The organism is Mycobacterium sp. SMC-2 (genome assembly GCF_025263485.1).
Lineage (GTDB): Bacteria > Actinomycetota > Actinomycetes > Mycobacteriales > Mycobacteriaceae > Mycobacterium.
Genome location: NZ_CP079863.1, coordinates 3089043 through 3113790 on the forward strand (window position 1 = coordinate 3089043; position 24748 = coordinate 3113790).

A 24748-nucleotide genomic window follows, 5' to 3' on the forward strand; every position below is an offset into this window, starting at 1 on the left:
GGCATTGCGGAGGAGTTCGGTCGAGCGGCTGCAGTCAACCGGGGGTTTGAAGGGTGAACCCGATGGTTGGGAAGCTGGATGGGGCTTGGTGAGCAAGCACTTCCGCTTACGCGCGGCCAACTAGACATCTGGCTTGCGCAGGAGACGGGCCACTCCAGCACCGAGTGGCAGATCGGCCTCTTCGTCCGGATCGGCGGCAGGGTCCAACGTGACGCCCTGAAGTGGGCGATCCGCCAGGCGGTGGAAGAAGCCGAACCGGCCCGGGCCTCTTTTGTCGAGGTGGACGGCCAGGTCTTCCAACGAGCGAACGACTACCCGGACGTCGAGCTCGCTTTTCATGACCTGAGCGGCTCGGGCAATGCCATCGAGGAAGCCCGGCGGATAGCCCTATCGATCCAGCGCACGCCCATGCCGTTCACGGGTCCGCTGTTTCGATTCGCCCTCTTCCAGACGCGTGCAGACGAATTCCACCTGTTCGCGTGCTGCCATCACATCATCATCGACGGAACCGGGGTCGCGCTCGTCGGCCACCGGATCGCCTCCATCTACTCGGCCATCGTCTCCGCCGCGCCCATCCCGCCGGCGGTCTTCGGCTCACTGCGGGATTTGGTTGAGTGCGAGGCCAACTACGAAGCGTCCGGCGATTACCGGGACGACGAGGCGTACTGGACCCAGAACCTCCCCGTGCAGGACGCGGTCCCGCGTCGCGCACTGCGCGCGGCCGGTGAGCGCGATCCGTGGCCGTCCGCGCCGGTCGGGTTGGACTCCGGCATCCTGCGCCGAGTCCACATGCTTTCCCAGGTGTGGGGCGTGTCCGAGACATCGATCATTACCGCGGCGTGCGCGCTGTTGGTGCGCGGCTGGAGCGGTGACGGCTCCGAGGTGGTCCTCGACTTCCCGGTCAACAGGCGAGTGCGTCCGGAATCGAAAACCCTGCCCGGCATGGTCGCCGGCGTGGTGCCGCTGGTATTGCAGGTTTCGCCGGAGCTCACGGTCGCCGATTTCTGCAAACACGTCGATGCGAGGATCCGGAAAGCCGTTGAGCACCAACGGTTTCCGGTGCAAGCGTTGGAGCGCAAAGCCCGCGGGCCAGCGGGACCGGCCGAGCGGGTCAGCGTCAATTTCATCCCGTCGGATTTTACGTTGCCGTTCGGGGGTGTCACCGCCTCGGCGTCGTACACCAATTCCGGCCAGGCCAGCGGTTTCGGGCTGATCTTTTCCTCCGACGGCGACCAGTTCTTCCTCAGCACTGCGGGCGTGTGGGAGCCGTTCTCCAGCTTCGACGTCTCCTATCTGGCCGGACGCTTGGAGCGGGTGTTGTGGGCGTTGACCGCGGACACCACGCGGCGGTTGCTGTCCATCGATGTGCTCGAAGAGTCGGAGCGGGTGTGCCTGGCCGGCTGGGGCAACTGGGCCGTCATGGATCGGCGGGGGTGGTCGGGGCGGTCGATTCCCGAGTTGTTCGCGGCGCAGGCGGGCCGCGCCCCTCGAGCGGTGGCGATGAGTTGCGCGGGACGGTCGTGGTCGTATCGGGAGGTCGACGAGGCCTCAAATCGGTTGGCGCGCTGGCTTGTTGGGTGTGGTGCGCGCCGGGGGGACCGGGTGGGGTTGTTGGTGGAGCGGTCCGGGGAGGCGGTGATCGCGTTATTGGGGGTGCTCAAGGCGGGGGCGGCCTATGTGCCGATCGATCCGGCGCTGCCGGCGGGCCGGGTGGAGTTTTTGCTCGCCGACGCCGGGCCGGTGGCGGTGGTGGTGAGTGCTGGGCTGCGGCCGCGGTTGGGGGATTTCGCGGGGGTGGTGGTGGAGGTCGACGATCCCGCGATCGGGGCGCAGTCGGGTGCGGGGTTGGTGGGGCCGGCGGCTGACGATGTGGCGCACGTGATCTACACGTCGGGGACGACGGGCGTGCCGAAGGGGGTGGCCGTCACCCACCGCAATGTGACCCAGTTGTTTGAGGGGCTGGCGGGGAGCGGGTTGCTGGGGGCGGGGCGGGTGTGGAGCCAGTGTCATTCGTTGGCCTTTGACTTTTCGGTGTGGGAGATCTGGGGTGCGTTGTTGCATGGCGGCCACTTGGTGGTGGTGCCAGATGCGATGACGCGGTGCGGTGATGAATTGCACGCGCTGTTGGTGGGCGAGCGCGTCTCGGTGTTGACCCAGACGCCGTCCGCGGTGGGGGTGTTGTCGCCGCGGGGGGTGGAGGCGGCGTTGGTGGTGGGGGCGGAGCCGTGTCCGGCGCACGTGGTGGATCAGTGGGCGCCGGGTCGGGTGATGGTCAACGTGTATGGGCCCACCGAGACCACGATGTGGGTGTCGAAGAGCGCGCCGTTGACGGCGGGTTCGGGGCCGCCGCCGATTGGGTCGCCGGTCGCGGGGGCGGCGTTGTTCGTGCTGGACGCGTGGTTGCGGCCGGTGCCGGCCGGCGTGGTCGGCGAGCTGTATGTGGCCGGGGCCGGCGTGGGCGTGGGGTATGTGGGCCGGGCGGGGCTGACCGGGGCGCGGTTCGTGGCGTGTCCGTTCGGGGCACCCGGTGCGCGGATGTATCGGACGGGGGATTTGGTGTGGTGGGGCCCGGATGGGCAGTTGCGGTATGTGGGGCGGGCGGATGAGCAGGTCAAGATCCGCGGGTATCGCATTGAGTTGGGCGAAATCCAGGCCGCGCTAACGGATTTGGCGGGCGTCGAGCAGGCGGCGGTGGTTGCCCGGGAGGACCGGCCCGGGGACAAGCGGCTGGTGGCTTACCTGACCGGCACCGCGGATCCCACCCTGATACGCGCTCAGTTGGCCGAGCGGCTCCCGGCCTACATGATCCCGGCCGCGGTCATTCCGCTGGCCACCCTGCCCCTGACCCTCAACGGCAAACTCGACACGCACGCCCTTCCCGAGCCCGACTACTTCGGTGATGGCTACCGCGCCCCGGCCACCCTCACCGAAGAGGTCCTCGCCGGAATTTACGCGAAGGTCCTCGGCCTGGACCGGGTCGGGGTCGACGACTCCTTCTTCGACTTGGGCGGGGACTCGCTGTCGGCGATGCGTCTGGTCGCCGCGGTGAACACCGGCCTGGATGCCACGCTTTCGGTCCGGGCGTTGTTCGAGGCGCCGACGATCCGCCAGCTGGCGCCCCGCCTTGACGGGGGCGAGGGCCGGCTGGCGCGGGTGGTGGCCGGCGCGCGGCCCGCGGTGGTGCCGCTGTCGTTCGCCCAGTCGCGGCTGTGGTTCCTCGATCAGCTGCACGGCTCTTCGCCGGTTCACAACATGGCGGTCGCGTTGCGTCTGCGCGGGCGCCTGGATGCCGACGTGCTCGGGACTGCACTGGCCGACGTGGTGGCCCGGCACGAAAGTCTGCGCACGATCTTCGTTGCGCCCGAAGGAGACCCGCAGCAAGTGGTCCTCCCCGCCGGGCACGCGCATTTTGACTGGCAAATCGCCGATGCCACCGGGTGGCCGGCCGGCCGCTTGCTCGAGGCCATCGACACGGTGGCACACCATTCGTTCGATCTGACTGCTGAGATTCCTTTGCGAGCAACGCTTTTCCGGTTGGGCGTGGATGAGCACGTGTTGGTGGCGGTGGCCCATCACATTGCCGCCGATGGGTGGTCGATCACGCCGTTGGTGCGTGACTTGGGGGTGGCCTATGCCAGCCGGTGCGCGGGGGAGGCGCCCGGGTGGGCCGAATTGCCGGTCCAGTACGTGGATTACACGCTATGGCAGCGTGCCCAGTTCGGGGATCTGGAGGACCCGCACAGTGCGATCAGCGCGCAGCTGGCGTATTGGCTGAATGCGTTGGCGGGGATGCCTGAGCGGCTGGAGTTGCCCACGGATCGGCCGTATCCGTTGGTGGCCGATTATCGGGGCGCGCGGGTGGCCGTGGAGTGGCCCGCGGAGTTGCAACAACGAGTGAGAGAGGTGGCCGGTGAGCACAATGCAACAAGTTTCATGGTGGTCCAGGCCGCATTGGCGGTCTTATTTGCCAAGCTGGGTGCGACCTCGGACGTGGCGGTCGGTTTTCCGATCGCCGGGCGCCCTGATCCCGCGCTTGATGAGCTGGTCGGATTTTTCGTCAACACGTTGGTATTGCGCACCGACCTGGGTGGAAATCCGACCCTGGCTGAGGTGTTGGCCCAGGTTCAACAGCGCAGCCTGGCCGCCTACGAGCACCAAGACGTGCCCTTCGAAGTCCTCGTCGAACGGCTGCACCCCACCCGCAGCCTCAGCCACCACCCCCTGATCCAAGTAGTCCTCGCCTGGCAGAACCTGCCCTGGCAGCACAACGGCCCCGCCGCCGGCCTGGCGCTGGGCGATGTGCAGGTCACCCCGGTTCCGGTGGACACCCAGGTCGCCCGCATGGATCTGGTGTTCTCGCTCGCCGAACGCTGGACCGAGGACGGTCGGCCCGCCGGCATCGGTGGGGCGGTGGAATTCCGCACCGACGTCTACAACACCGCCCGGGTGGAAACGCTGGTCGAGCGGTTGCATCAGGTGTTGGTCGCCATCACCGCCGACCCGACCCGTCGGTTGTCGTCGATCGATGTGCTCGGTGAGGCCGAGCACGCCCGGGTGGAGGTGATCGGCAACCGCGCGGCGCTGAACCGGTCCGCGCCGCCGGCGTTGTCGATCCCGGAACTGTTCGCCGCGCAGGTGAAACGCGCTCGCGAGGCGGTGGCGATCACCGACCGCGAGCGTTGCTGGACCTATGGCGAGGTCGATGAGGTCTCGAATCGGTTGGCGCGCTTGCTGGTTGAGCGTGGCGTCGGGCCGGGGGAGCGCGTGGCGGTGCTGTTCCCCAGGACGGCCGAGGCCGTCGTGGCGATCCTGGCGGTGCTCAAGACCGGGGCGGCCTACCTGCCAATCGACCCGGGACTGCCTTCGGCGCGGATCGAATTCATGCTCGCCGACGGCGCACCGCTGGCCGCGATTGTCGCCCCCGAATTGCGGTCGCGGCTGGACGGGCAGAGCCTGGACGTCATCGATTTCGATGACCCGGCCGTCGCATCCCAGTCCGGCGACGGGCTGCCCGCGCCGGGTGCGGACAACGTCGCCTACATCATCTACACTTCCGGGACCACCGGCACGCCCAAGGGCGTGGCCGTGCCGCACCGCAACGTCACCCAGCTGCTGCAGTCGGTGGACGACGAGTTCGGCCAGGTGTGGTCGCAATGCCATTCGCTGGCGTTCGACTTCTCGGTGTGGGAGATCTTCGGATCGCTGTTGTACGGCGGCCGGCTGGTGATCGTGCCGGACGCGGTGGTGCGCTCCCCGGAAGAGTTGCACGCCATGCTGGTTCGCGAACAGGTCAGCGTGCTCAGCCAGACGCCGTCGGCGTTCTACGCGCTCGAGGCCGAGCTGGGGCAAGAGGTGATGCTGGAAACCGTGGTGCTCGGTGGGGAGGCGCTCGAGCCGCACCGGTTGGGCAAGTGGCTGCACAACCACCCGGGGCTGCCGCGGCTGATCAATATGTACGGGATCACCGAGACCACGGTGCACGCCTCGTTCCGGGAGATCGTCGACGGCGACGTGGCCCGCAACACCAGCCCGATCGGCGTGCCGCTGGCCCACCTGGGCTTCTTCGTGCTGGACGGGTGGCTGCACCCGGTGCCTGCGGGTGTAAAGGGTGAGCTGTATGTGGCCGGGGACGGTCTGGCGTACGGGTATGTGGGCCGGTCGGGGCTGACGGCGTCGCGGTTCGTGGCGTGCCCGTTCGGCGGTTGCGGCGCGCGCATGTACCGCACCGGGGACCTGGTGCGGTGGGGTGCCGACGGACAACTGCAGTACCTGGGGCGGGCCGACGAGCAGGTCAAGATCCGCGGGTATCGCATCGAGCTGGGCGAAATCCGCTCGGCCCTAATGGCTTTGGGCGGGGTGGAGCAGGCGGTGGTGCTCGCCCGGGAGGATCGGCCCGGGGACAAGCGCCTGGTCGCCTACATCACCGGTACCGCCGACCCCGCCCCCGTCCGCACCCAGGTAGCCGACCGGCTGCCGACCTACATGGTCCCCGCGGCGGTCGTCGCACTGGACGAGCTGCCGCTGACCGTCAACGGCAAACTCGACACCCGCGCGCTGCCGGCACCCGAATACCAAGACGCCGACCACTACCGCGCGCCGAGCACGGCCGTCGAGGAGATCCTGGCCGGCATCTACGCCCGGGTGTTGGGCCTGGAGCGGGTCGGCATCGACGACTCCTTCTTCGACCTGGGCGGGGATTCGTTGTCCGCCATGCGCTTGGTGGCGGCGGTCAATACCGGCCTCGACACGCACCTTGAAGTGCGAACCTTGTTCGAGGCACCCACGATTCGCCAATTGGCGCCCCGTCTCCGTGCGGGCGAGGGCCGGCCCGCCCGCGTGGTGGCCGGCCCGCGGCCGGCGGTGGTTCCGTTGTCGTTCGCTCAGAACCGGTTGTGGTTCACCGATCAGTTGCAGGGGCCGTCGCCCGTCTACAACCTGGCGGCGGCGATGCAGCTGGACGGGCGCCTTGACGTCGACGCGCTCGGGGCGGCGCTGGGCGACGTGGTCGCCCGGCACGAGAGTTTGCGCACGGTGTTCGTCGCACCGGGGGGAACACCCCAGCAGGTAATAATCCCCGCGGAGCGGGCCGACTTCGGCTGGCGGGTGGTGGATGCCAGCGGCTGGTCGGCGAGCCGCCTGCAGGGCGCCATCGAGGCAACGGCGCGTCGCACGTTTGACCTGGCCACCGAAATCCCGTTGCGTGTGGCGCTTTTCCGGGTGGCCGCCGACCGCCACGTGTTGGTGGCCGTCGCCCACCACGTCGCCGCCGATGGGTGGTCATTGACGCCGCTGGTGCGCGACCTCGGAGTCGCCTATGCCGGCCGGTGCGCGGGCGAGGCGCCAGCGTGGGCGCCACTGACGGTGCAGTACGTCGACTACGCGCTGTGGCAGCGGGGCCGCCTGGGCGAACTGGACGATCCGGACAGCCCCATCGCCGGGCAGCTGCGGTATTGGCACCACGCTTTGGCCGACCTGCCCGAGCATCTCGCGCTACCCACCGACCGGCCCTACCCGTCGGTGGCCGACTATCACGGGTCCAGCGTGGCCGTGGAGTGGCCGGTGGAGTTGCAGCAACGACTGCGCGAGGTGGCTCGCGAACACAATGCGACGAGCTTCATGGTGCTCCAGGCCGCGTTGGCGGTGCTCCTCGCCAAGGTCAGTGCGACTTCGGATGTGGCAGTGGGCTTTCCGGTCGCCGGTCGGCAAGATCCCGCGTTGGACGAGTTGGTCGGCTTCTTCGTCAACACCTTGGTGCTCCGCGTCGATCTCGCCGGAAACCCCACGCTCGCAGAGGTGTTGGCCCAGGTGCGGCAGCGCAGCCTGGCCGCCTACGAGAATCAAGACGTGCCCTTCGAGTTGCTGGTGGAACGGCTCAACCCCGCCCGCAGCCTGACCCATCACCCGTTGGTGCAAGTCATGCTGACCTGGCAGAACAACGGTCCCGCAGAACTCGACCTGGGCGACGTGCAAGTCACTCCGCTGCCACTGGACACCCGCACGGCCCGAATGGATCTGGTGTTTTCGTTGGCCGAACGGTGGGCCGAGGACGGCCGGCCCGCCGGCATCGGCGGCGCGGTGGAGTTCCGCACCGACGTGTTCGACACCGAGACCGTCGAGGCCATGGTCAACCGTTTGCAGCGGGTGTTGGTCTCGTTGACGACCGACCCGACCCGGCGGCTATCGGCGATTGACCTGCTCGACGAGGCCGAACGCGGCAGGTTCGATGAGGTTGGTAACCGGGTGGTGCTGACGCGGCCGTGGGTGCCGGTGTCGATTCCGGGGTTGTTCGGCGCGCAGGTGGCGCGTACTCCGGATGCGGTGGCGGTCAGTTTTGGGGGGCGGTCGATGTCGTATCGGGAGTTGGATGAGGCGGCGAATCGGTTGGCGCATGCGTTGATTGGGTGTGGTGCGGGGCCGGGGGAGTCGGTGGCGGTGTTGTTTTCGCGGTCGGCGGAGGCGATCGTGGCGATCTTGGGGGTGCTGAAGTCGGGGGCGGCGTATGTGCCGATCGATCCGGCGTTGCCGGCGGCGCGCGTCGAGTTCATGTTGGCCGATGTCGCGCCGGTGGCGGCGGTGAGTACCGCGGCGCTGGCGGAGAAGTTGGCCGGTTATGTGGTGCCGGTGATCGAGGTGGGCAGCGACGCGCTGGCCGGCCAGCCTGCCACGGCGCCGCGGGGGCCTGAGCCCGAGGATGTCGCGCACATCATTTACACCTCGGGCACGACTGGGGTGCCCAAGGGGGTGGCGGTCAGCCATGCCAATGTGACGCGGTTGTTCGAGGTGCCGGTGGTGGGGGTGGCGTTGGCGGCGGGGCAGGTGTGGGCTCAGTTGCATTCGTATGCCTTTGATTTCTCGGTGTGGGAGATCTGGGGTGCGCTGTTGCATGGTGGGCGGCTGGTGGTGGTGCCCGATGCGGTGGCCCGTTCGCCCAGGGATTTGCATGCCCTGCTGGTGGCTGAGAAGGTCACGGTGCTTAGTCAGACCCCGGCGGCGGTGCGGATGCTGTCGCCGCAGGGCCTGGAGGCGATGGCGTTGGTGATCGGGGCCGAGCCGGTGGGCGCGGAGGTGGTGGATCGCTGGGCGCCGGGGCGGGTGATGGTCAATGTGTATGGGCCGACGGAGAGCACGATCTTCGCCTCGGTGAGTGCACCGTTGGTGGCGAAGTCGGGGGCGCCGGCGATTGGGTCGGCGGTGCCGGGGGCGGCGTTGTTCGTGTTGGATGGCTGGTTGCGTCCGGTGCCGGCCGGGGTGGTCGGCGAGTTGTATGTGGCTGGGCGTGGTGTCGGGTTGGGTTATGTGCGTCGGGCGGGGTTGAGCGCGTCGCGGTTTGTGGCGTGCCCGTTCGGTGCCCCGGGGCAGCGGATGTATCGGACCGGGGACCTGGTGTGCTGGGGCCCTGATGGGCAGTTGCGCTATGTCGGGCGCGCTGATGAGCAGGTCAAGATCCGCGGGTATCGCATCGAGGTCGGCGAGATCCGTTCGGCGCTGGCCGCACTCGACGGTGTCGAGGAGGCGGCCGTCGTCGTGCGTGAGGACCGCCCCGGCGACAAGCGCCTGGTCGGCTACATCACCGGCGCCGCCGACCCCGCCGGGCTGCGCACCCTGCTGGCCCAGCGGCTACCGGGCTACATGGTCCCGGCCGCCGTCGTCGCACTGCCCGCCCTGCCGGTAACCCTCAACGGCAAACTCGACACCCGCGCCCTGCCCCCGCCCGACTACCAGGACACCGATCACTACCGGGCCCCGACCAACGCGGTCGAGGAGATCCTGGCCGGCATCTACGCCCAAGTCCTGGGTGTCGAGCGGGTCGGCGCGGATGACTCCTTCTTCGACCTCGGCGGTGATTCGCTCTCCGCGATGCGGGTGATCGCGGCAATCAATAGTGGCCTGGATGCCCGTCTTTCGGTGCGTGCGCTGTTCGAAGCGCCCACGGTGGCTCAGTTGGCCCCCCGCATCGGCACCGGCGGGGGCGGCCTGGCGCCGTTGGTGGCTCGCGACCGCCCGGCGACGGTCCCGCTGTCGTTCGCGCAGTCCCGGTTGTGGTTCATCGACCAACTGCACGGGCCGTCGCCGGTCTACAACATGGCGGCAGCGCTGCGACTGGGCGGACGCCTCGACACCGGCGCATTGCGTGCCGCGCTGGGCGACGTGGTGGCCCGCCACGAAAGCCTGCGCACCGTCTTCATCGCGCCGGAGGGAACCCCCCAGCAGATCGTGCTGCCGCCCACGCAATCCGCCGCCAGGTGGGACGTGGTCAAGACCGAAGGCTGGTCGGCGAGCCGGCTGGACGAGGCCATCGAGGCGGCGGCGCGCTACGCGTTCGATCTGGCGGTCGAGATACCTTTGCGGGCAACGCTTTTCCAGCTGGGCGTGGATGAGCATGTGTTGGTGGCGGTGGCCCACCACATCGCGGCCGATGGGTGGTCGATCACGCCGTTGGTGCGTGATTTGGGGGTGGCCTACGCCAGCCGGTGTGCGGGGCGGGCGCCGGGATGGGCTCCGTTGGCGGTGCAATACGTGGATTACACGTTGTGGCAGCGGGCGCAGTTCGGTGATTTGGGGGATCCGCACAGTGCGATCGCCGCGCAGTTGGCCTACTGGCTGGATGCGCTGGCGGAGATGCCCGAGCGGCTGGAGTTGCCCACGGATCGGCCATATCCGTTGGTGGCCGATCATCGGGGCGCGCGGGTCGCCGTGGAGTGGCCGGCGGAGTTGCAGCAGCGGGTGCGTGCGGTGGCCGGCGCGCATAACGCGACCAGCTTCATGGTGGTGCAGGCCGCGTTGGCGGTGGTGTTGGGCAAGTTGGGTGCGACTTCCGATGTGGCTGTGGGTTTTCCGATTGCCGGGCGGCGCGATCCCGCGCTCGATGAGGTGGTCGGGTTTTTCGTCAACACGTTGGTGTTGCGCACCGACCTGAGCGGAAATCCCACCGTCGCTGAGCTGGTGACTCAGGTGCAACAGCGCAGCCTGGCCGCCTATGAGCACCAGGATGTGCCCTTCGAGGTGCTCGTCGAAAGGCTGCGCCCCACCCGCAGCCTCAGCCACCACCCCCTGATCCAAGTGGTCCTGGCCTGGCAGAACGACGACTTCACCGACCTGAAGCTGGGCGATCTCGAAGTAACCCCGCTGCCCACCGACACCCGCAGCGCCCAAATGGATCTGGTGTTCTCGCTGGCCGAACGCTGGACCGAGGACGGCCGGCCCGCCGGCATCGGCGGCGCGGTGGAATTCCGCACCGACGTGTACAACACCGCCCGTGTCGAGGCACTGGTCGAGCAGTTGCACCAGGCGTTGGACGCCATGACCGCCGACCCCACGCGGCCCATCTCGTCGATCGATGTGCTCGACGAGGCCGAGCGCGCCCGTCTCGAGGCGGTCGGCAACCGCGCGGTGCTGAGCCGGCCCGCGCCGGTGGCGGCGTCGATTCCGGAGCTGTTCGCCGCGCACGTGGATCGCGCCCCGGACGCGGTGGCCATCACCTGCGGGGACCGGTCGTGGACCTACGGCGAGGTGGATGAGTCGTCGAATCGATTGGCACACTTGCTGGTTGAGTACGGCGCCCGGCCCGGGGAGTGCGTGGGGCTGCTGGCGGAGCGCTCGGCCGAGGCGATCGTGGCGATCCTGGCGGTGCTCAAGACCGGGGCCGCCTACCTGCCCATCGACCCGGGGCTCCCCTCGGCCCGCATCGAGTTCATGCTCGCCGATGCCATACCGCTCGCCGCGGTCACCACCGCGGGCGTGCGGTCGCGGCTCGACGGGTCGGACGTCGCCGTCATCGATTTCGACGACCCAGAAATAGCAACACAATCCAGCGGCCCACTGCCGGCGCCGTCTCCCGAGGACGCCGCGTACATCATCTACACCTCGGGCACGACCGGGGTGCCCAAGGGCGTGGCCGTCACCCACCACAACGTCACCCAATTGCTGGAGTCGGTGGACGACGAGCTCGAGCTCGGCCAGGTGTGGTCGCAGTGCCACTCGCTGGCCTTTGACTTCTCGGTGTGGGAGATCTTCGGCGCCCTGCTGCACGGCGGCCGGCTGGTGATCGTGCCCGACGCCGTGGTCCGTTCACCACAGGACCTGCACACCATGCTGATTCGCGAACAGGTCAGCGTGCTGAGCCACACCCCTTCGGCCGTGGCGGCGTTGTCGCCGCAGGGTCTGGACTCGGTGGCGACGCTGGTAATGGGTGGGGAGCCGTGCCCGCCCGAGGTGGTGGATCGGTGGGCGCCCGGGCGGGCGATGGTCAACCAATACGGCCCGACCGAGACCACGATGTATGCGGCGATGACCAGGCCGCTGACCGCGGGAAGCGGAACGCCGCCGATCGGCTCACCGGTACCCGGTGCGGCACTGTTCGTGCTGGACAAGTGGTTGCGCCCGGTGCCGGTCGGTGTGGTCGGCGAGTTGTATGTGGCCGGGCGCGGCGTGGCGTGCGGGTATGTGGGCCGGTCGGGGTTGACGGCGTCGCGGTTTGTGGCGTGCCCGTTCGGCGGTTGCGGCGCGCGCATGTACCGCACCGGCGACCTGGCGTGCTGGGGCGCCGATGGGCAACTGCAGTACCTGGGCCGGATCGACGAGCAGGTCAAGATCCGCGGGTATCGCATCGAGCTGGGCGAAATCCGCTCGGCCCTAACGGCTTTGGGCGGGGTGGAGCGGGCGGTGGTGCTCGCCCGGGAGGATCGGCCCGGGGACAAGCGCCTGGTCGCCTACATCACCGGTACCGCCGACCCGGCGGCCGTCCGCGCGCAACTGACGGACCGGCTTCCCATCTACATGGTCCCGGCCGCGGTCGTCCCGCTGGACGAACTGCCGCTGACACCCAACGGCAAACTGGACACCCGCGCCCTGCCCGCGCCCGATTATCAAGGCGCCGAACATTACCGCGCTCCCGGCGACGCCGTCGAAGAGATCCTGGCCGGAATCTATGCCCAGGTGCTGGGCGTGGAGCGGGTCGGGATCGACGACTCCTTCTTCGACCTGGGCGGCGACAGCATCTTGTCGATGCAGGTGGTGGCCCGGGCGCGGGCGGCGGGTGTCCTGTTCCGCCCGCGCGACATCTTCGTCGAGCAGACGGTGGCCCGACTGGCCCGGGTCGCCGGGGTGGCCACCGACGACGACACCGTTGACGACGGTGTCGGTGAGGTCGTCGCCACGCCGATCATGCGCTGGCTGCAGCAACTGGACGGGCCGGTCGACGAGTTCAACCAGACCATGGTGGTCCAGGCCCCCGCGGGAGTCACCGACGACGACGTCGTGGCGCTGCTGCAGGCCCTGCTGGACCGGCACCCCATGCTGCGGCTGTGCGTCGACGACGACGGTGCGGGCGGCTGGTCGCTGCAGGTGCCCGAGGCCGGCGCGGTCGATGCTCGCGGGTGCATGCACACCGTCGGCGCGTTGTCCGCAGAGGCTTTGGTGGCGGCGCGGTCTCTGCTGAACCCGGCCGCGGGGGTGATGCTGCGCGCGGTGTGGGCGGAGTCCACCGGACGGTTGGCGCTGATCGTTCATCACCTGGCCGTCGACGGCGTGTCGTGGCGAATCCTGCTGGAGGACTTGAACATCGCCTGGGCACAGCAGCGCAGCGGCCAGCCCGTGGCGCTGCCGACGGGCGGAACGTCGTTCGCCCGGTGGTCGGCACTGCTGGCCGAGCACGCCCGGCGCCCCGAAGTCGTCCGGACGGCCGACGCCTGGCGGAGCGTGGCGGCGACCCCGGCCGCGCTGCCGGTGCTGCGCCCCGAGCTCGACACCTATGAGGCGGCGCAGCACCTGTCGGTGTCGCTGGATACCGAGACCACTCGCATGTTGTTGGGGGCAGTGCCGGCGGCGCTTCACGCCGGTGTCCAGGATATTTTGGTGATCGCCTTCGGGTTGGCGATCAACGAATTCCTGTGCACCGGCGCGCCGCTTTCCATCGACGTCGAGGCCCACGGCCGCGATGAAGACGTAAGCCCGTGCGTGGACCTGTCGCGCACCGTGGGATGGTTTACCGCCAAATACCCGGTCGCGTTCACCCTCGGTAAGCCGCACTGGGACAAGGTCAAAGCCGGTGAGGACGAGCTGGGCGTGCTCATCAAGGACGCCAAGGAGCAGCTGCGCGCCCTGCCGGACGGGATGACCTACGGGCTGCTGCGCTACCTGAATCCCGAAGTGGCCCTTGATGACCCGGACCCGGTGATCGGCTTCAACTACCTGGGACGGCTGGGTGGCGCGGCGGAGCTGGCGGACGATCTGTGGCGGCCCGATCAGGACAGCCTGTCGTTGACCGCCGCGACCATGGCGCTGCCCGTGCCGCTCGGCCACACGCTGGAACTGAACGCCGGCACCATGGAAACGGCGAACGGCCCGTGCCTGCATGCCAATTGGACGTGGGCACCCTCGGCCCTGGAGCACCGCCAGGTCCGCCGGCTGAGCCAGTTGTGGTGTGCCGCCCTGGCGGGCATCTGCGCGCACGTGCGAAACGGCGGGAGCGGATTGACGCCGTCGGACATCGCCCCGGCCCGGCTGAGCCAGCAGCAGATCGACGAGCTCTGCCGGCAACATCCGACAGCCGATGTATTGCCACTGACCCCGCTGCAGCGCGGACTGCTCTTCCACGCCAGCACCGGCCAGGACCCCGGCGATGACGTGTACGCGGTGCAGCTCGACATCGCCGTATGCGGCCCGCTCGACCCGCATCGCCTGCGCGAGGCGGTCCGCAGCGTGGTCAACCGGCATCCCAACCTGGTGGCCCGGTTCAGCGAAGACTTCGACGAGCCGGTGCAAATCATCCCCGCCGACCCCACCATCGCGTGGCGCTACGTCCAACTCGACGCCGACGACCCCGATCCCGACCAGCAGATCGAGCAGCTGTCCGGCGCCGAGCGCACCGCGGTGTGCGACCTGGCGGCCCGCCCGCCGTTCCGGGCCGCGTTGGTCCGCACCGCGAAAGACCGGCACCGCTTTGTCCTGACCGTCCACCACATCGTGATGGACGGCTGGTCGCTGCCGATCGTGCTCCAGGAGATCTTCGCCGGCTATTACCGGGAGCGGCTGCCGGCCGCGGCGCCGTATCGCAGTTACCTCACCTGGCTGGCGAGCCGAGACGTGGCCGCAGCGCGCGCGGCGTGGTGCCAGGTGCTCGACGGTTTCGAAACCCCGACGTTGGTGCGCGCACCGGGCCGGGCGGGGCGGCGGGGCGCCGCCACCTTCACAGTCCCGGCGGACACCACGCGGGCGCTGAGTGGGCTGGCCCGCTCGTCGCACACCACCGTCAGCACCGTCCTGCAAGCCGCATGGGCGCAGCTGCTGGCATGGCTGACCGGCGAGGACGACGTGGTCTTCGGCGCTGTGGTCTCGGGCCGGCCGGCCGAGGTGCCCGGCTCCGAATCGATGGTGGGCCTGCTGATCAACACAGTTCCGGTGCGGGCCACCATCACCGCGGCGACCACCGTCGCCGGCCTGCTCGACCAGCTGCGCCGCGCCCACAACCACACCCTTGAACACGAGCACCTGGCGCTGCCCGAAATCCACCGCGCCACCGGCCACGAGCAGTTGTTCGACACCTTGTTTGTTTACGAGAACTATCCGATCGACACCGCCGCGTTGGCGGGAGCCCACGAAGTCGCGGTCACCGATTTCGCCAGCCGCGAGTTCAACCACTATCCCCTCTCGGTGCAAGCGGTGCCGGGCGACGAACTGGGCCTGCGCGTCGAATTCGACACCCAAGTCTTCGACGCGGGCGACATCGAGGCGCTCGTCGAGCGGTTCCGCCGCGTGTTGGTGGCCATGACCGCCGACGCCACCCGCCTGTTGTCGACGATCGACGTGCTCGGCGAGTCGGAGCACGCCCACCTGGTCGAGTGGGGCAACCGGGCGGTGCTGACCCAGCCGGTGGCCGGGGCGCCCATTCCGGAGATGTTCGCCGCGCACGTGGCCCGCACCCCGGAGGCGGTGGCGCTGCGCTTCGGCGGCCGCTCCATGACCTATCGCGAGCTGGACGAGGCCTCGAATCGGCTGGCGCACCTGCTGGCGGCCCGCGGTGCCGGCCCCGGCGCCTTTGTGGCGCTGCTGTTTTCGCGATCCGCCGACGCCGTCGTGGCGATCCTGGCGGTGCTCAAGACCGGCGCGGCCTACCTGCCGATCGACCCGGGCGCGCCGGCGGCGCGGGTCGGATTCATGATGACCGACGCCGCGCCGATCGTCGCCGTCAGCACCGCGGAACTACGGTCGCGGCTGTACGGGTACGACGTGCCGGTCATCGACGTCAACGACCCAACGGTGGGCACACGGCCCGCCACCCCGTTGCCGCCACCCGCCCCGGAGGACATCGCGTACCTGATCTACACGTCGGGCACCACCGGCGTCCCCAAGGGTGTGGCGGTCACCCACCACAACGTCACCCAGCTGATGGCGTCCCTGCACGCGCCCCTGCCGGCGGCCGGCGTCTGGTCGCAGTGTCACTCCCTGGCCTTCGACGTGTCGGTCCAGGAGATCTTCGGCGCGCTGCTGGACGGGGGACGGCTGGTCGTGGTGCCCGAGTCGGTCGTCGCATCGCCGGAAGAGTTGCGCGCGTTGCTGATTGGTGAAGAAGTCAGCGTGCTCAGCCAAACTCCGTCGGAGGCTAGTGCCCTCGCGACGGACGGTCTGGATGCGGTGGCCCTGGTGATCGGCGGCGAGCCGTGCCCGGCCGAGCTGGTGGATCGGTGGGCACCGGGCCGGGTGATGGTCAACGCCTACGGCCCCACCGAGACCACGGTGGACGCGACGATCAGCGCGCCGCTGACCGCGGGGGCCGAAGCGCCGATCGGGTCGCCGGTATCCGGGGCCGCGCTGGTGGTGCTGGACAAGCGGTTGCGGCCGGTGCCGGCCGGTGTGGTCGGGGAGCTGTATATCGCCGGCCGGGGTGTGGCGTGCGGGTACCTGGGCCGATCCGCGTTGACGGCCTCGCGGTTCGTGGCGTGCCCGTTCGGCGGGGCCGGGGCGCGCATGTATCGCACCGGGGACCTGGTGCGCTGGGGCGCGGACGGGCAGCTGCGGTACGTGCGCCGCGCCGACGATCAGGTCAAGATCCGCGGGTATCGCATCGAGCTCGGTGAAATCCGCGCGGCCCTAGTAGCTTTGGACGGGGTCGAACAGGCGGCGGTGATGGCCCGCAAAGGCCGGCTGGTCGGGTACATCACCGGGACCGCCGACCCGGCGGGGATCCGCGCCGCGCTCGCCGAGCGATTGCCGGCCTACATGGTGCCCGCCGCGGTCGTCGTCATCGACGAGATCCCGCTGACGGTCAACGGCAAACTCGACGCCCGCGCCCTGCCGGAGCCGGAATACCACGACACCGATTCCTACCGCGCCCCGGCGACGCCGGTCGAGGGCATTCTCGCCGAGATCTACGCCCGCGTACTGGGATTGGCCCGGGTGGGGGTCGAGGAGTCGTTCTTCGACCTCGGCGGCGATTCGCTGTCGGCGATGCGCCTGGTCGCCGCCGCCAACGCGGCCCTGGGCGCTCACCTGTCGGTTCGTGCGCTGTTCGAGGCCCCCACGATCCGCCGATTGGCGCCGCTCCTCGGCGCGGGCGGCGGCGAACCGGCGCGCGTGGTCGCCGGCCCGCGTCCGGCGGTGCTGCCATTGTCGTTCGCGCAGTCCCGGCTGTGGTTCATCGACCAACTGCACGGCCCGTCGCCGGTCTACAACATGGCCGCGGCCCTGCGGCTACGCGGACACCTGGACGTCGACGCGCTGCGCGCCGCGCTGACCGACGTGCTGGCCCGCCACGAAAGCCTGCGCACGGTGTTCGTCGCGGCCGAGGGAACCCCGCGGCAGGTGGTGGTGCCGCCGGAGCGCGCCGACGTCGACGTGGTCGACGCCACCGGCTGGTCTGCCGCCCGCTTGGCCGAGACCGCCGACGCGGCGGCGGCGCATCCGTTTGACCTGGCCACCGAAATACCGTTACGCGCACAGCTTTTCAGGGTCGATGAGGACGAGCACGTGTTGGTGGCGGTGCTGCACCACATCGCCGCCGACGGCTGGTCGCTCACCCCGCTGGTGCGCGATCTCGGCGTCGCCTACGCCAGCCGGTGCGCGCGCCGGGCACCGGGGTGGGCGCCGTTGGCGGTGCAGTACGCCGACTACGCGCTGTGGCAGCGGGCCCAGCTCGGCGATATCGACGACCCCGAGAGCCCGATCGCGGGCCAGCTGCGCTACTGGCAGGATGCGCTGGCGGGCATGCCCGAGCGACTCGAGTTGCCCACCGACCGGCCGTATCCGTCGGTGGCCGATTACCGCGGGGCCAGTGTGCGCGTCGAGTGGCCGGCCGAGTTGCAGGACCGGGTGCGCGAGTTGGCGCGGGCGCACAACGCGACCAGTTTCATGGTGATCCAGGCCGCGCTGGCGGTGCTGCTCGCGAAGCTCAGCGCCAGTCCGGATGTGGCCGTGGGCTTTCCGATCGCCGGGCGGCGCGATCCCGGACTCGATGAGGTGGTCGGCTTCTTCGTCAACACCCTGGTGCTGCGGGTTGACCTGGCCGGGAATCCCACCGTCGCCGACCTTTTGGCCCAGGTTCGCCGCCGCAGTTTGGCCGCCTACGAGCACCAGGACGTCCCCTTCGAGGTGCTCGTCGAGCGGCTCAACCCCACGCGCAGCCTCGGACACCATCCGCTCGTCCAGGTGATGCTGGCCTGGCAGAACAACGACCCGGCCGAGGTGAGCCTGGGCGATCTGCAGGTCACCCAGCTGCCGCTGGACACCCGCACCGCCCGCACGGACCTGTTGTTCTCGCTGGCCGAACGCTGGACGCAGGATGGCAAACCCGCCGGGATCGGCGGGGCCGTGGAGTTCCGCACCGATGTGTTCGACACCGCTACCGTCGCAACGCTTGTCGCGCGGCTCCAGCGGGTGGTGGCGGCCATGACCACCGACCCCGCCCGCGCGCTGTCGTCGATCGATGTGCTCGATGACGCGGAGCATGCCCGCCTCGAGGCTATCGGCAACGGCGCGGCGCTGAGCCACGGCGCACCCCCGGCGAGGTCGATCCCGGAAACGTTTGCCGCCCAGGTGAATCGCACCCCGGAGGCGGTCGCCATCAACTGCGGAAATCGCTCGTGGACCTACCGCCAATTCGACGCCACCGCGAACCAGTTGGCGCACTTGCTGGCCGAGCACGGCGCGGGCCCGGGGGAGCGGGTGGCGCTGCTGATTCCCCGGTCGGCCGGCGCGGTCGCGGCGATCCTGGCGGTGCTCAAGTCCGGTGCGGCGTACGTGCCGATCGATGCGGGGCTGCCGGCGGCGCGGATCGGCTTCATGCTCTCCGATGCCGCACCGGTGGTCGTGCTCACGACGAGCGGCCTGCGGCCGCGGCTCGACGGCTGCGGCCTGCCGGTCCTCGAAATCGACGACCCCGCGGTGGATGCCTTCCCCTGCACGCCGCTGCCGGCCCCGGCGCCCGACGACGTCGCCTACGTGATCTATACGTCCGGCACCACCGGAACCCCGAAAGGAGTGGCCGTCACCCACCGCAACGTCACCGAGCTGCTCGAGTCGTTGGATGGCGAGCTGGAACTGGGACAGGTGTGGACGCAGTGCCACTCGTTGGCCTTCGACTTCTCGGTATGGGAGATCTTCGGCGCGCTGTTGCGCGGCGGCCGTCTGGTGGTGGTGCAGGACGCGGTGGTGCGCTCGCCGGAAGAGCTGTACGCCTTGCTGGTTCGCGAACAGGTCAGCGTGCTGAGCCAGACGCCGTCGGCGTTCTACGCGCTGCAAACCGCCGACGCGCTCTCACCCCACCTCGCCCAACAACTCAAGCTACAGACGCTGGTGTTCGGCGGCGAGGCGCTCGACCCTCGTCGGCTGGACAAGTGGCTGGACAACCACCCGGGCTGTCCGAGGCTGATCAACATGTACGGGACCACCGAGACCACGGTGCACGCCTCGTTCCGCGAGATCGCCGACGGCGACGTCGGCCGCGATGCCAGCCCCATCGGAATCCCCTTGGCGCACCTCGCCTTCTTCGTGCTGGACGACTGGCTGCGGCCGGTGCCGGCCGGCGTGGTGGGCGAGTTGTACGTGGCCGGCCGGGGTGTGGCGTGCGGGTATGTCAACCGGTCGGGCCTGACCGCGTCGCGGTTCGTGGCGTGCCCCTTCGGCGGGACCGGAGCGCGGATGTATCGCACCGGGGATCTGGTGCGCTGGGGCCCCGACGGCCAGCTGCGGTACCTCGGCCGCGCCGACGATCAGGTCAAGATCCGTGGTTACCGCATCGAGCCCGGCGAAATCCGCACGGCGCTAACCGCTTTGGATGGGGTCGAACAGGCGGCGGTGATCGCCCGCGAAGGCCGCCTGGTCGGGTACATCACCGGGACCGCCGCTCCGGCGGACATCCGCGCCGCGCTCGCCGAGCGGTTGCCGGCCTACTCGGTGCCGGCCGCCATCGTCGTCGTCGACGCAATCCCGTTGACCGTCAACGGCAAACTCGACGCCCGCGCCCTCCCGGCACCCGACTACCACGACACCGGGCGCTACCGCGCCCCCGTCACCCCCACCGAAGAGCTGCTGGCGGGCATGTACGCCGATGTCCTTGGCCTGGACCGCGTCGGCGTCGACGACTCGTTCTTCGATCTGGGCGGCGATTCGCTCACGGCGATGCGCTTGATCGCCGCCATCAACACCGGCCTGAACGCCCACCTGGGGGTGCGGTCCCTGTTCGAGGCGCCGACGGTGCACCAGTTGGCGCCGCGCCTCGGCGCCGACGGGGCGGGGCGCACACGGTTGGTGGCGATCGAGCGGCCAGCGGTGATCCCGTTGTCGTTCGCCCAATCCCGGCTGTGGTTCCTCGACCAGTTGCAGGGGCCGTCGGCCGTGTACAACATGGGCACGGCATTGCGGTTGCGCGGGCGCCTGGACGCCGACGCGTTCGGTGCCGCGCTGGGTGATGTGGTGGCCCGCCACGAAAGCCTGCGCACGGTGTTCATCGCGGCGGAGGGGACGCCCCAACAACTCGTGCTGGCGCCCGAGGAGGCCGACGTCGGGTGGGACGTGGTCGACGCCACCTCCTGGTCGCCGGACCGGCTGGAAGAGGCCGTCGAGGCGGTGGCGCACTACGCGTTCGACCTGCGGACCGAGATCCCTTTGCGCGCTTGGCTTTTCCGTATGGCCGAGGACGAGCATGTGCTGGTGTCGGTGCTACACCATATCGCCGCCGATGGCCTGTCGCTCACCCCGCTGGTACGCGATCTCGGCGTGGCCTACGCCAGCCGGTGCGCCGGCGAGGTGCCGGGCTGGGCGCCGCTGGCGGTGCAGTACGCCGATTACACGCTGTGGCAACGCGACCAGTTCGGCGACCTGGACGACCCGGACAGCCCGATCGCCGGGCAGCTGCGCTTCTGGGAACACAACCTCGCCGGGATGCCCGAGCGACTGGTGTTGCCCACCGATCGGCCCTACCCGCTGGTGGCCGACCACCGTGGGGCCACCGTGCGCGTGCAGTGGCCGGCCGAGTTGCAGCAGCGGGTGCGCGAGTTGGCGCGGGCGCACAACGCGACCAGTTTCATGGTGGTCCAGGCCGCCCTGGCGGTGCTGCTCGCCAAGCTCAGCGCCAGTCCGGATGTGGCCGTGGCGTTCCCGATCGCCGGGCGGCGCGATCCCGTGCTCGACGACGTGGTGGGCTTCTTCGTCAACACGCTGGTGCTGCGCACTGACCTCGCCGGCGACCCGACCGTCGCGCAGCTGCTGGCGCAGGTCCGGGGGCGCAGCCTGGCCGCCTACGAACACCAGGACGTCCCCTTCGAGGTGCTGGTGGAGCGGCTGCGCCCCGCCCGCAGCCTGAGCCACCACCCGCTGGTGCAGGTGATGGTGGCCTGGCAGACCAACGACGCCACCGACCTGAGCCTGGGTGACCTGCGCGTGGAGTCGCTGCCGGTGGACACCCACACCGCCCGCATGGACCTGACCTTCGCGCTGGCCGAACACTGGGACGACACCGGTGAACCCGCCGGAATCGTCGGGCAGGTCGAATTCCGGACCGACGTGTTCGACGCCGGCACCATCGAAACCCTGGTCACCCGCCTGCACCAGGTGTTGGTGGCCGTCACCGCCGACCCCGGCCGGCGGTTGTCGGCGATCGACGTGCTCGGTGACGACGAGCGCGCCCGCCTCGACGAATGGGGTAACCGCGCGGCGTCGAAGTACCCGTCGACCTGGCCGTCGATTCTGGAGGCGTTCGCCGCTCAGCTGGCCCGCGCGCCACAGGCGGTGGCCATCGGCCGCGGGGACCGCTCGATGACCTACCGGGAACTCGACCGGGCCGCGAACCGGTTGGCGCACCTGCTGATTGGCCAGGGCGCCGGCCCGGGCGAATGCGTCGCGCTGCTCATGGACCGCTCGCCCGAGGCCATCGTGGCGATCCTGGCGGTGCTCAAGACCGGGGCGGCGTACCTGCCGGTCGACCCGGGGTTGCCCGCGGCGCGGATCGAGTTCATCCTCACCGACGCCGCGCCGGTCGCCGCGCTGACGACGGCCGACCTCCGGTCCCGGCTGGACGGATACGAACTCGCGGTCGTCGATGTCAACGATCCCGCCGTCGATGCCCAGCCCGGTGACGCGGCGCCCGCGGCACCGACGGCCGACGACATCGCCTACATCATCTACACGTCCGGCACCACCGGCACTCCCAAGGGGGTGGCGGTCACCCACCGCAACGTCACCCAACTGTTCGCCCCCCTCGATGCGCCCCTGCCGGCGGCCGGCGTGTGGTCGCAAAGCCATTCCCTGGTTTTTGACGTGTCGGTGTGGGAGATATTCGGTGCGCTCCTGCACGGCGGGCGGGTGCTGGTGGTGCCCGACGCGACGGCCCGCTCGCCGAAAGACCTGCACGCCCTGCTGAGTGCCGAAAACGTCAGCGTGCTCACCCAAACGCCGTCGGAGGCGGGAATGCTCTCGCCGGACGGGCTGGAGTCGACCGCTTTGGCGGTGGCGGGCGAGGCCTGCCCGGAAGAGGTGGTGGACCGCTGGGCGCCCGGGCGGACGATGCTCAACGTCTACGGCCCGACCGAGACCACGATGTGTGTCGCGATCAGTGCGCCGCTGACGCCCGAGTCGGGCGCGCCGCCGATCGGTTCGCCGGTGCCCGGGGCCGCGCTGTTCGTGCTCGACGGGTGGTTGCGGCCCGCGCCCACCGGGGTGGTTGGGGAGTTGTACGTGGCCGGGGCGGGCCTGACCTACGGGTACCTGCGCCGGGCCGGGCTCACCGCGTCGCGGTTTGTGGCGTGCCCGTTCGGTGGGGCCGGGGCGCGCATGTATCGCACCGGCGATTTGGTGTGTTGGGGCCCGGACGGGCAGCTGCAGTATCTGGGCCGCGCCGACGAACAGGTCAAGATCCGCGGGCACCGCGTCGAACCGGGGGAGGTGCGCGTGGCCCTGGCCGGGCTGGCCGGGGTGGAGCAGGCGGCGGTGATCGCCCGCGAGGACCGCCCGGGCGACAAGCGGCTGGTCGGGTACATCACCGGCACCGCGGACCCGGCCGAGATTCGGGCCCAGCTGGCCGACCGGCTACCCGCCTACCTGGTCCCGGCCGCCGTGGTGGTGCTGGACGCGCTGCCGCTGACGGTCAACGGCAAACTCGACACCCGGGCGTTGCCGGCGCCGGAATACACCGACGGTGATTCCTACCGCCCGCCGGCCACCGCGGCCGAGGAGATCCTGGCCGACATCTACGCCGAGGTGCTGGGGGCCGAGCGGGTCGGGGTCGAGGAGTCGTTCTTCGACCTCGGCGGGGATTCGCTGTCGGCGATGCGCCTGGTCGCCGCCATCCACACCACCCTGGGTGTCCATCTGCCGGTGCGCGCCGTCTTCGACGCGCCGTCGGTGCGGAACCTGAGTCAGCAATTGGACCGGCACGCCGACGATTTCGCGTTCGCGCACAAGACCAGGGCCGGCTTTGCCTCGGTGCACGGCCGCGATGCCACCGAGGTGTACGCCAGCGATCTGACGCTGGACAGGTTCATCGACGCCGCGACGCTGAGCGCCGCCCCGGCGCTGCCGGTCCCGAGTGCCCGGGCGCGGACGGTGCTGTTGACCGGGGCGACCGGTTTCCTGGGGCGTTATCTGGCGCTGCAGTGGCTCGAGCAGCTGGAGCTGGTCGAGGGCAAGCTGATCTGTCTGGTGCGGGCCGGCTCCGACGAGGAGGCGCGCCACCGGCTGGAAGCGACGTTCGACGGCGGTGACCCCCGGCTGCTGGGCCACTTCCGGGAGCTGGCCACCGAACATCTGGAGGTCATCGCCGGCGACAAGAGCGCGGCGAACCTCGGCCTCGACGAGGGGACGTGGCAGCGGCTGGCCGACACCGTCGACCTGATCGTCGACTCCGCGGCCGTGGTCAACGGCATACTGCCCTACAGCGAGCTGTTCGGCCCCAACGTCGTCGGCACCGCCGAGCTCATCCGGTTGGCGTTGACCACCAAACTCAAGCCCTACGCCTATGTTTCGACCGCGAACGTCGGGGACGGCGTCGAGCCGGAGGCGTTCACCGAGGACGCCGACATCCGGGCGATCAGCCCCATCCGAATCATCGATGGCGGCTACTCCAACGGCTACGGCAACAGCAAGTGGGCCGGCGAGGTGTTGCTCCGGGAGGCCAACGACCTGTGCGGGCTGCCGGTCTCGGTGTTCCGCTGCGACATGATCCTGGCCGACACGAGTTACGCGGGCCAGCTCAACCTGTCGGACATGTTCACCCGGATGGTGCTGAGCATCGTGGCCACCGGCGTCGCACCACGCTCGTTCTATCGACTCGACGCCAAGGGTGAGCGGGTGCGCGCGCACTTCGACGCGCTGCCGGTCGAATTCGTCGCCGAGGCGATCACCACGCTGGGTGCCCAGGTGGTGCAGGGGTTCGAAACGTATCACGTGATGAACCCGCACGACGACGGCATCGGCATCGACGAGTACGTCGACTGGTTGATCGAGGCCGGCTACCCGATCGAGCGGATCGACGACTTCGGCGAGTGGCGGCGCCGGTTCGAGGCCGCGCTGCGCGACCTGCCCGAGCGGCAGCGTCAGCACTCGGTGCTCCCACTGCTGCAGTTGCCGGGCAGCCAGCAGGTCGAACCCGGAGAGCCGGGCCGCGGTCCGCTCGCATCGACCGACCGATTCCGTGCAGCGGTGCGGGAAGCCAAGATCGGCCCCGACAGCGACGATCCCGACATCCCGCACGTGTCGGCGCCGGTCATCGTCAAGTACGTGACCGACCTGCAACTGCTCGGGCTGCTCTAGGCCCCCTCGT

Annotated in this window: 1 protein-coding gene; it reads left to right on the plus strand. The window is 69.8% G+C overall.

Annotated features, from left to right (window positions below; all coding sequences use genetic code 11):
* The first annotated feature begins 78 nt into the window (after window positions 1–78).
* Window positions 79–24738: a non-ribosomal peptide synthetase gene (locus KXD96_RS14670; protein ID WP_260736595.1), complete on the plus strand. Its 24660-nt coding sequence runs from the start codon at window positions 79–81 to the stop codon at window positions 24736–24738.
* The last annotated feature ends 10 nt before the right edge of the window (window positions 24739–24748 follow it).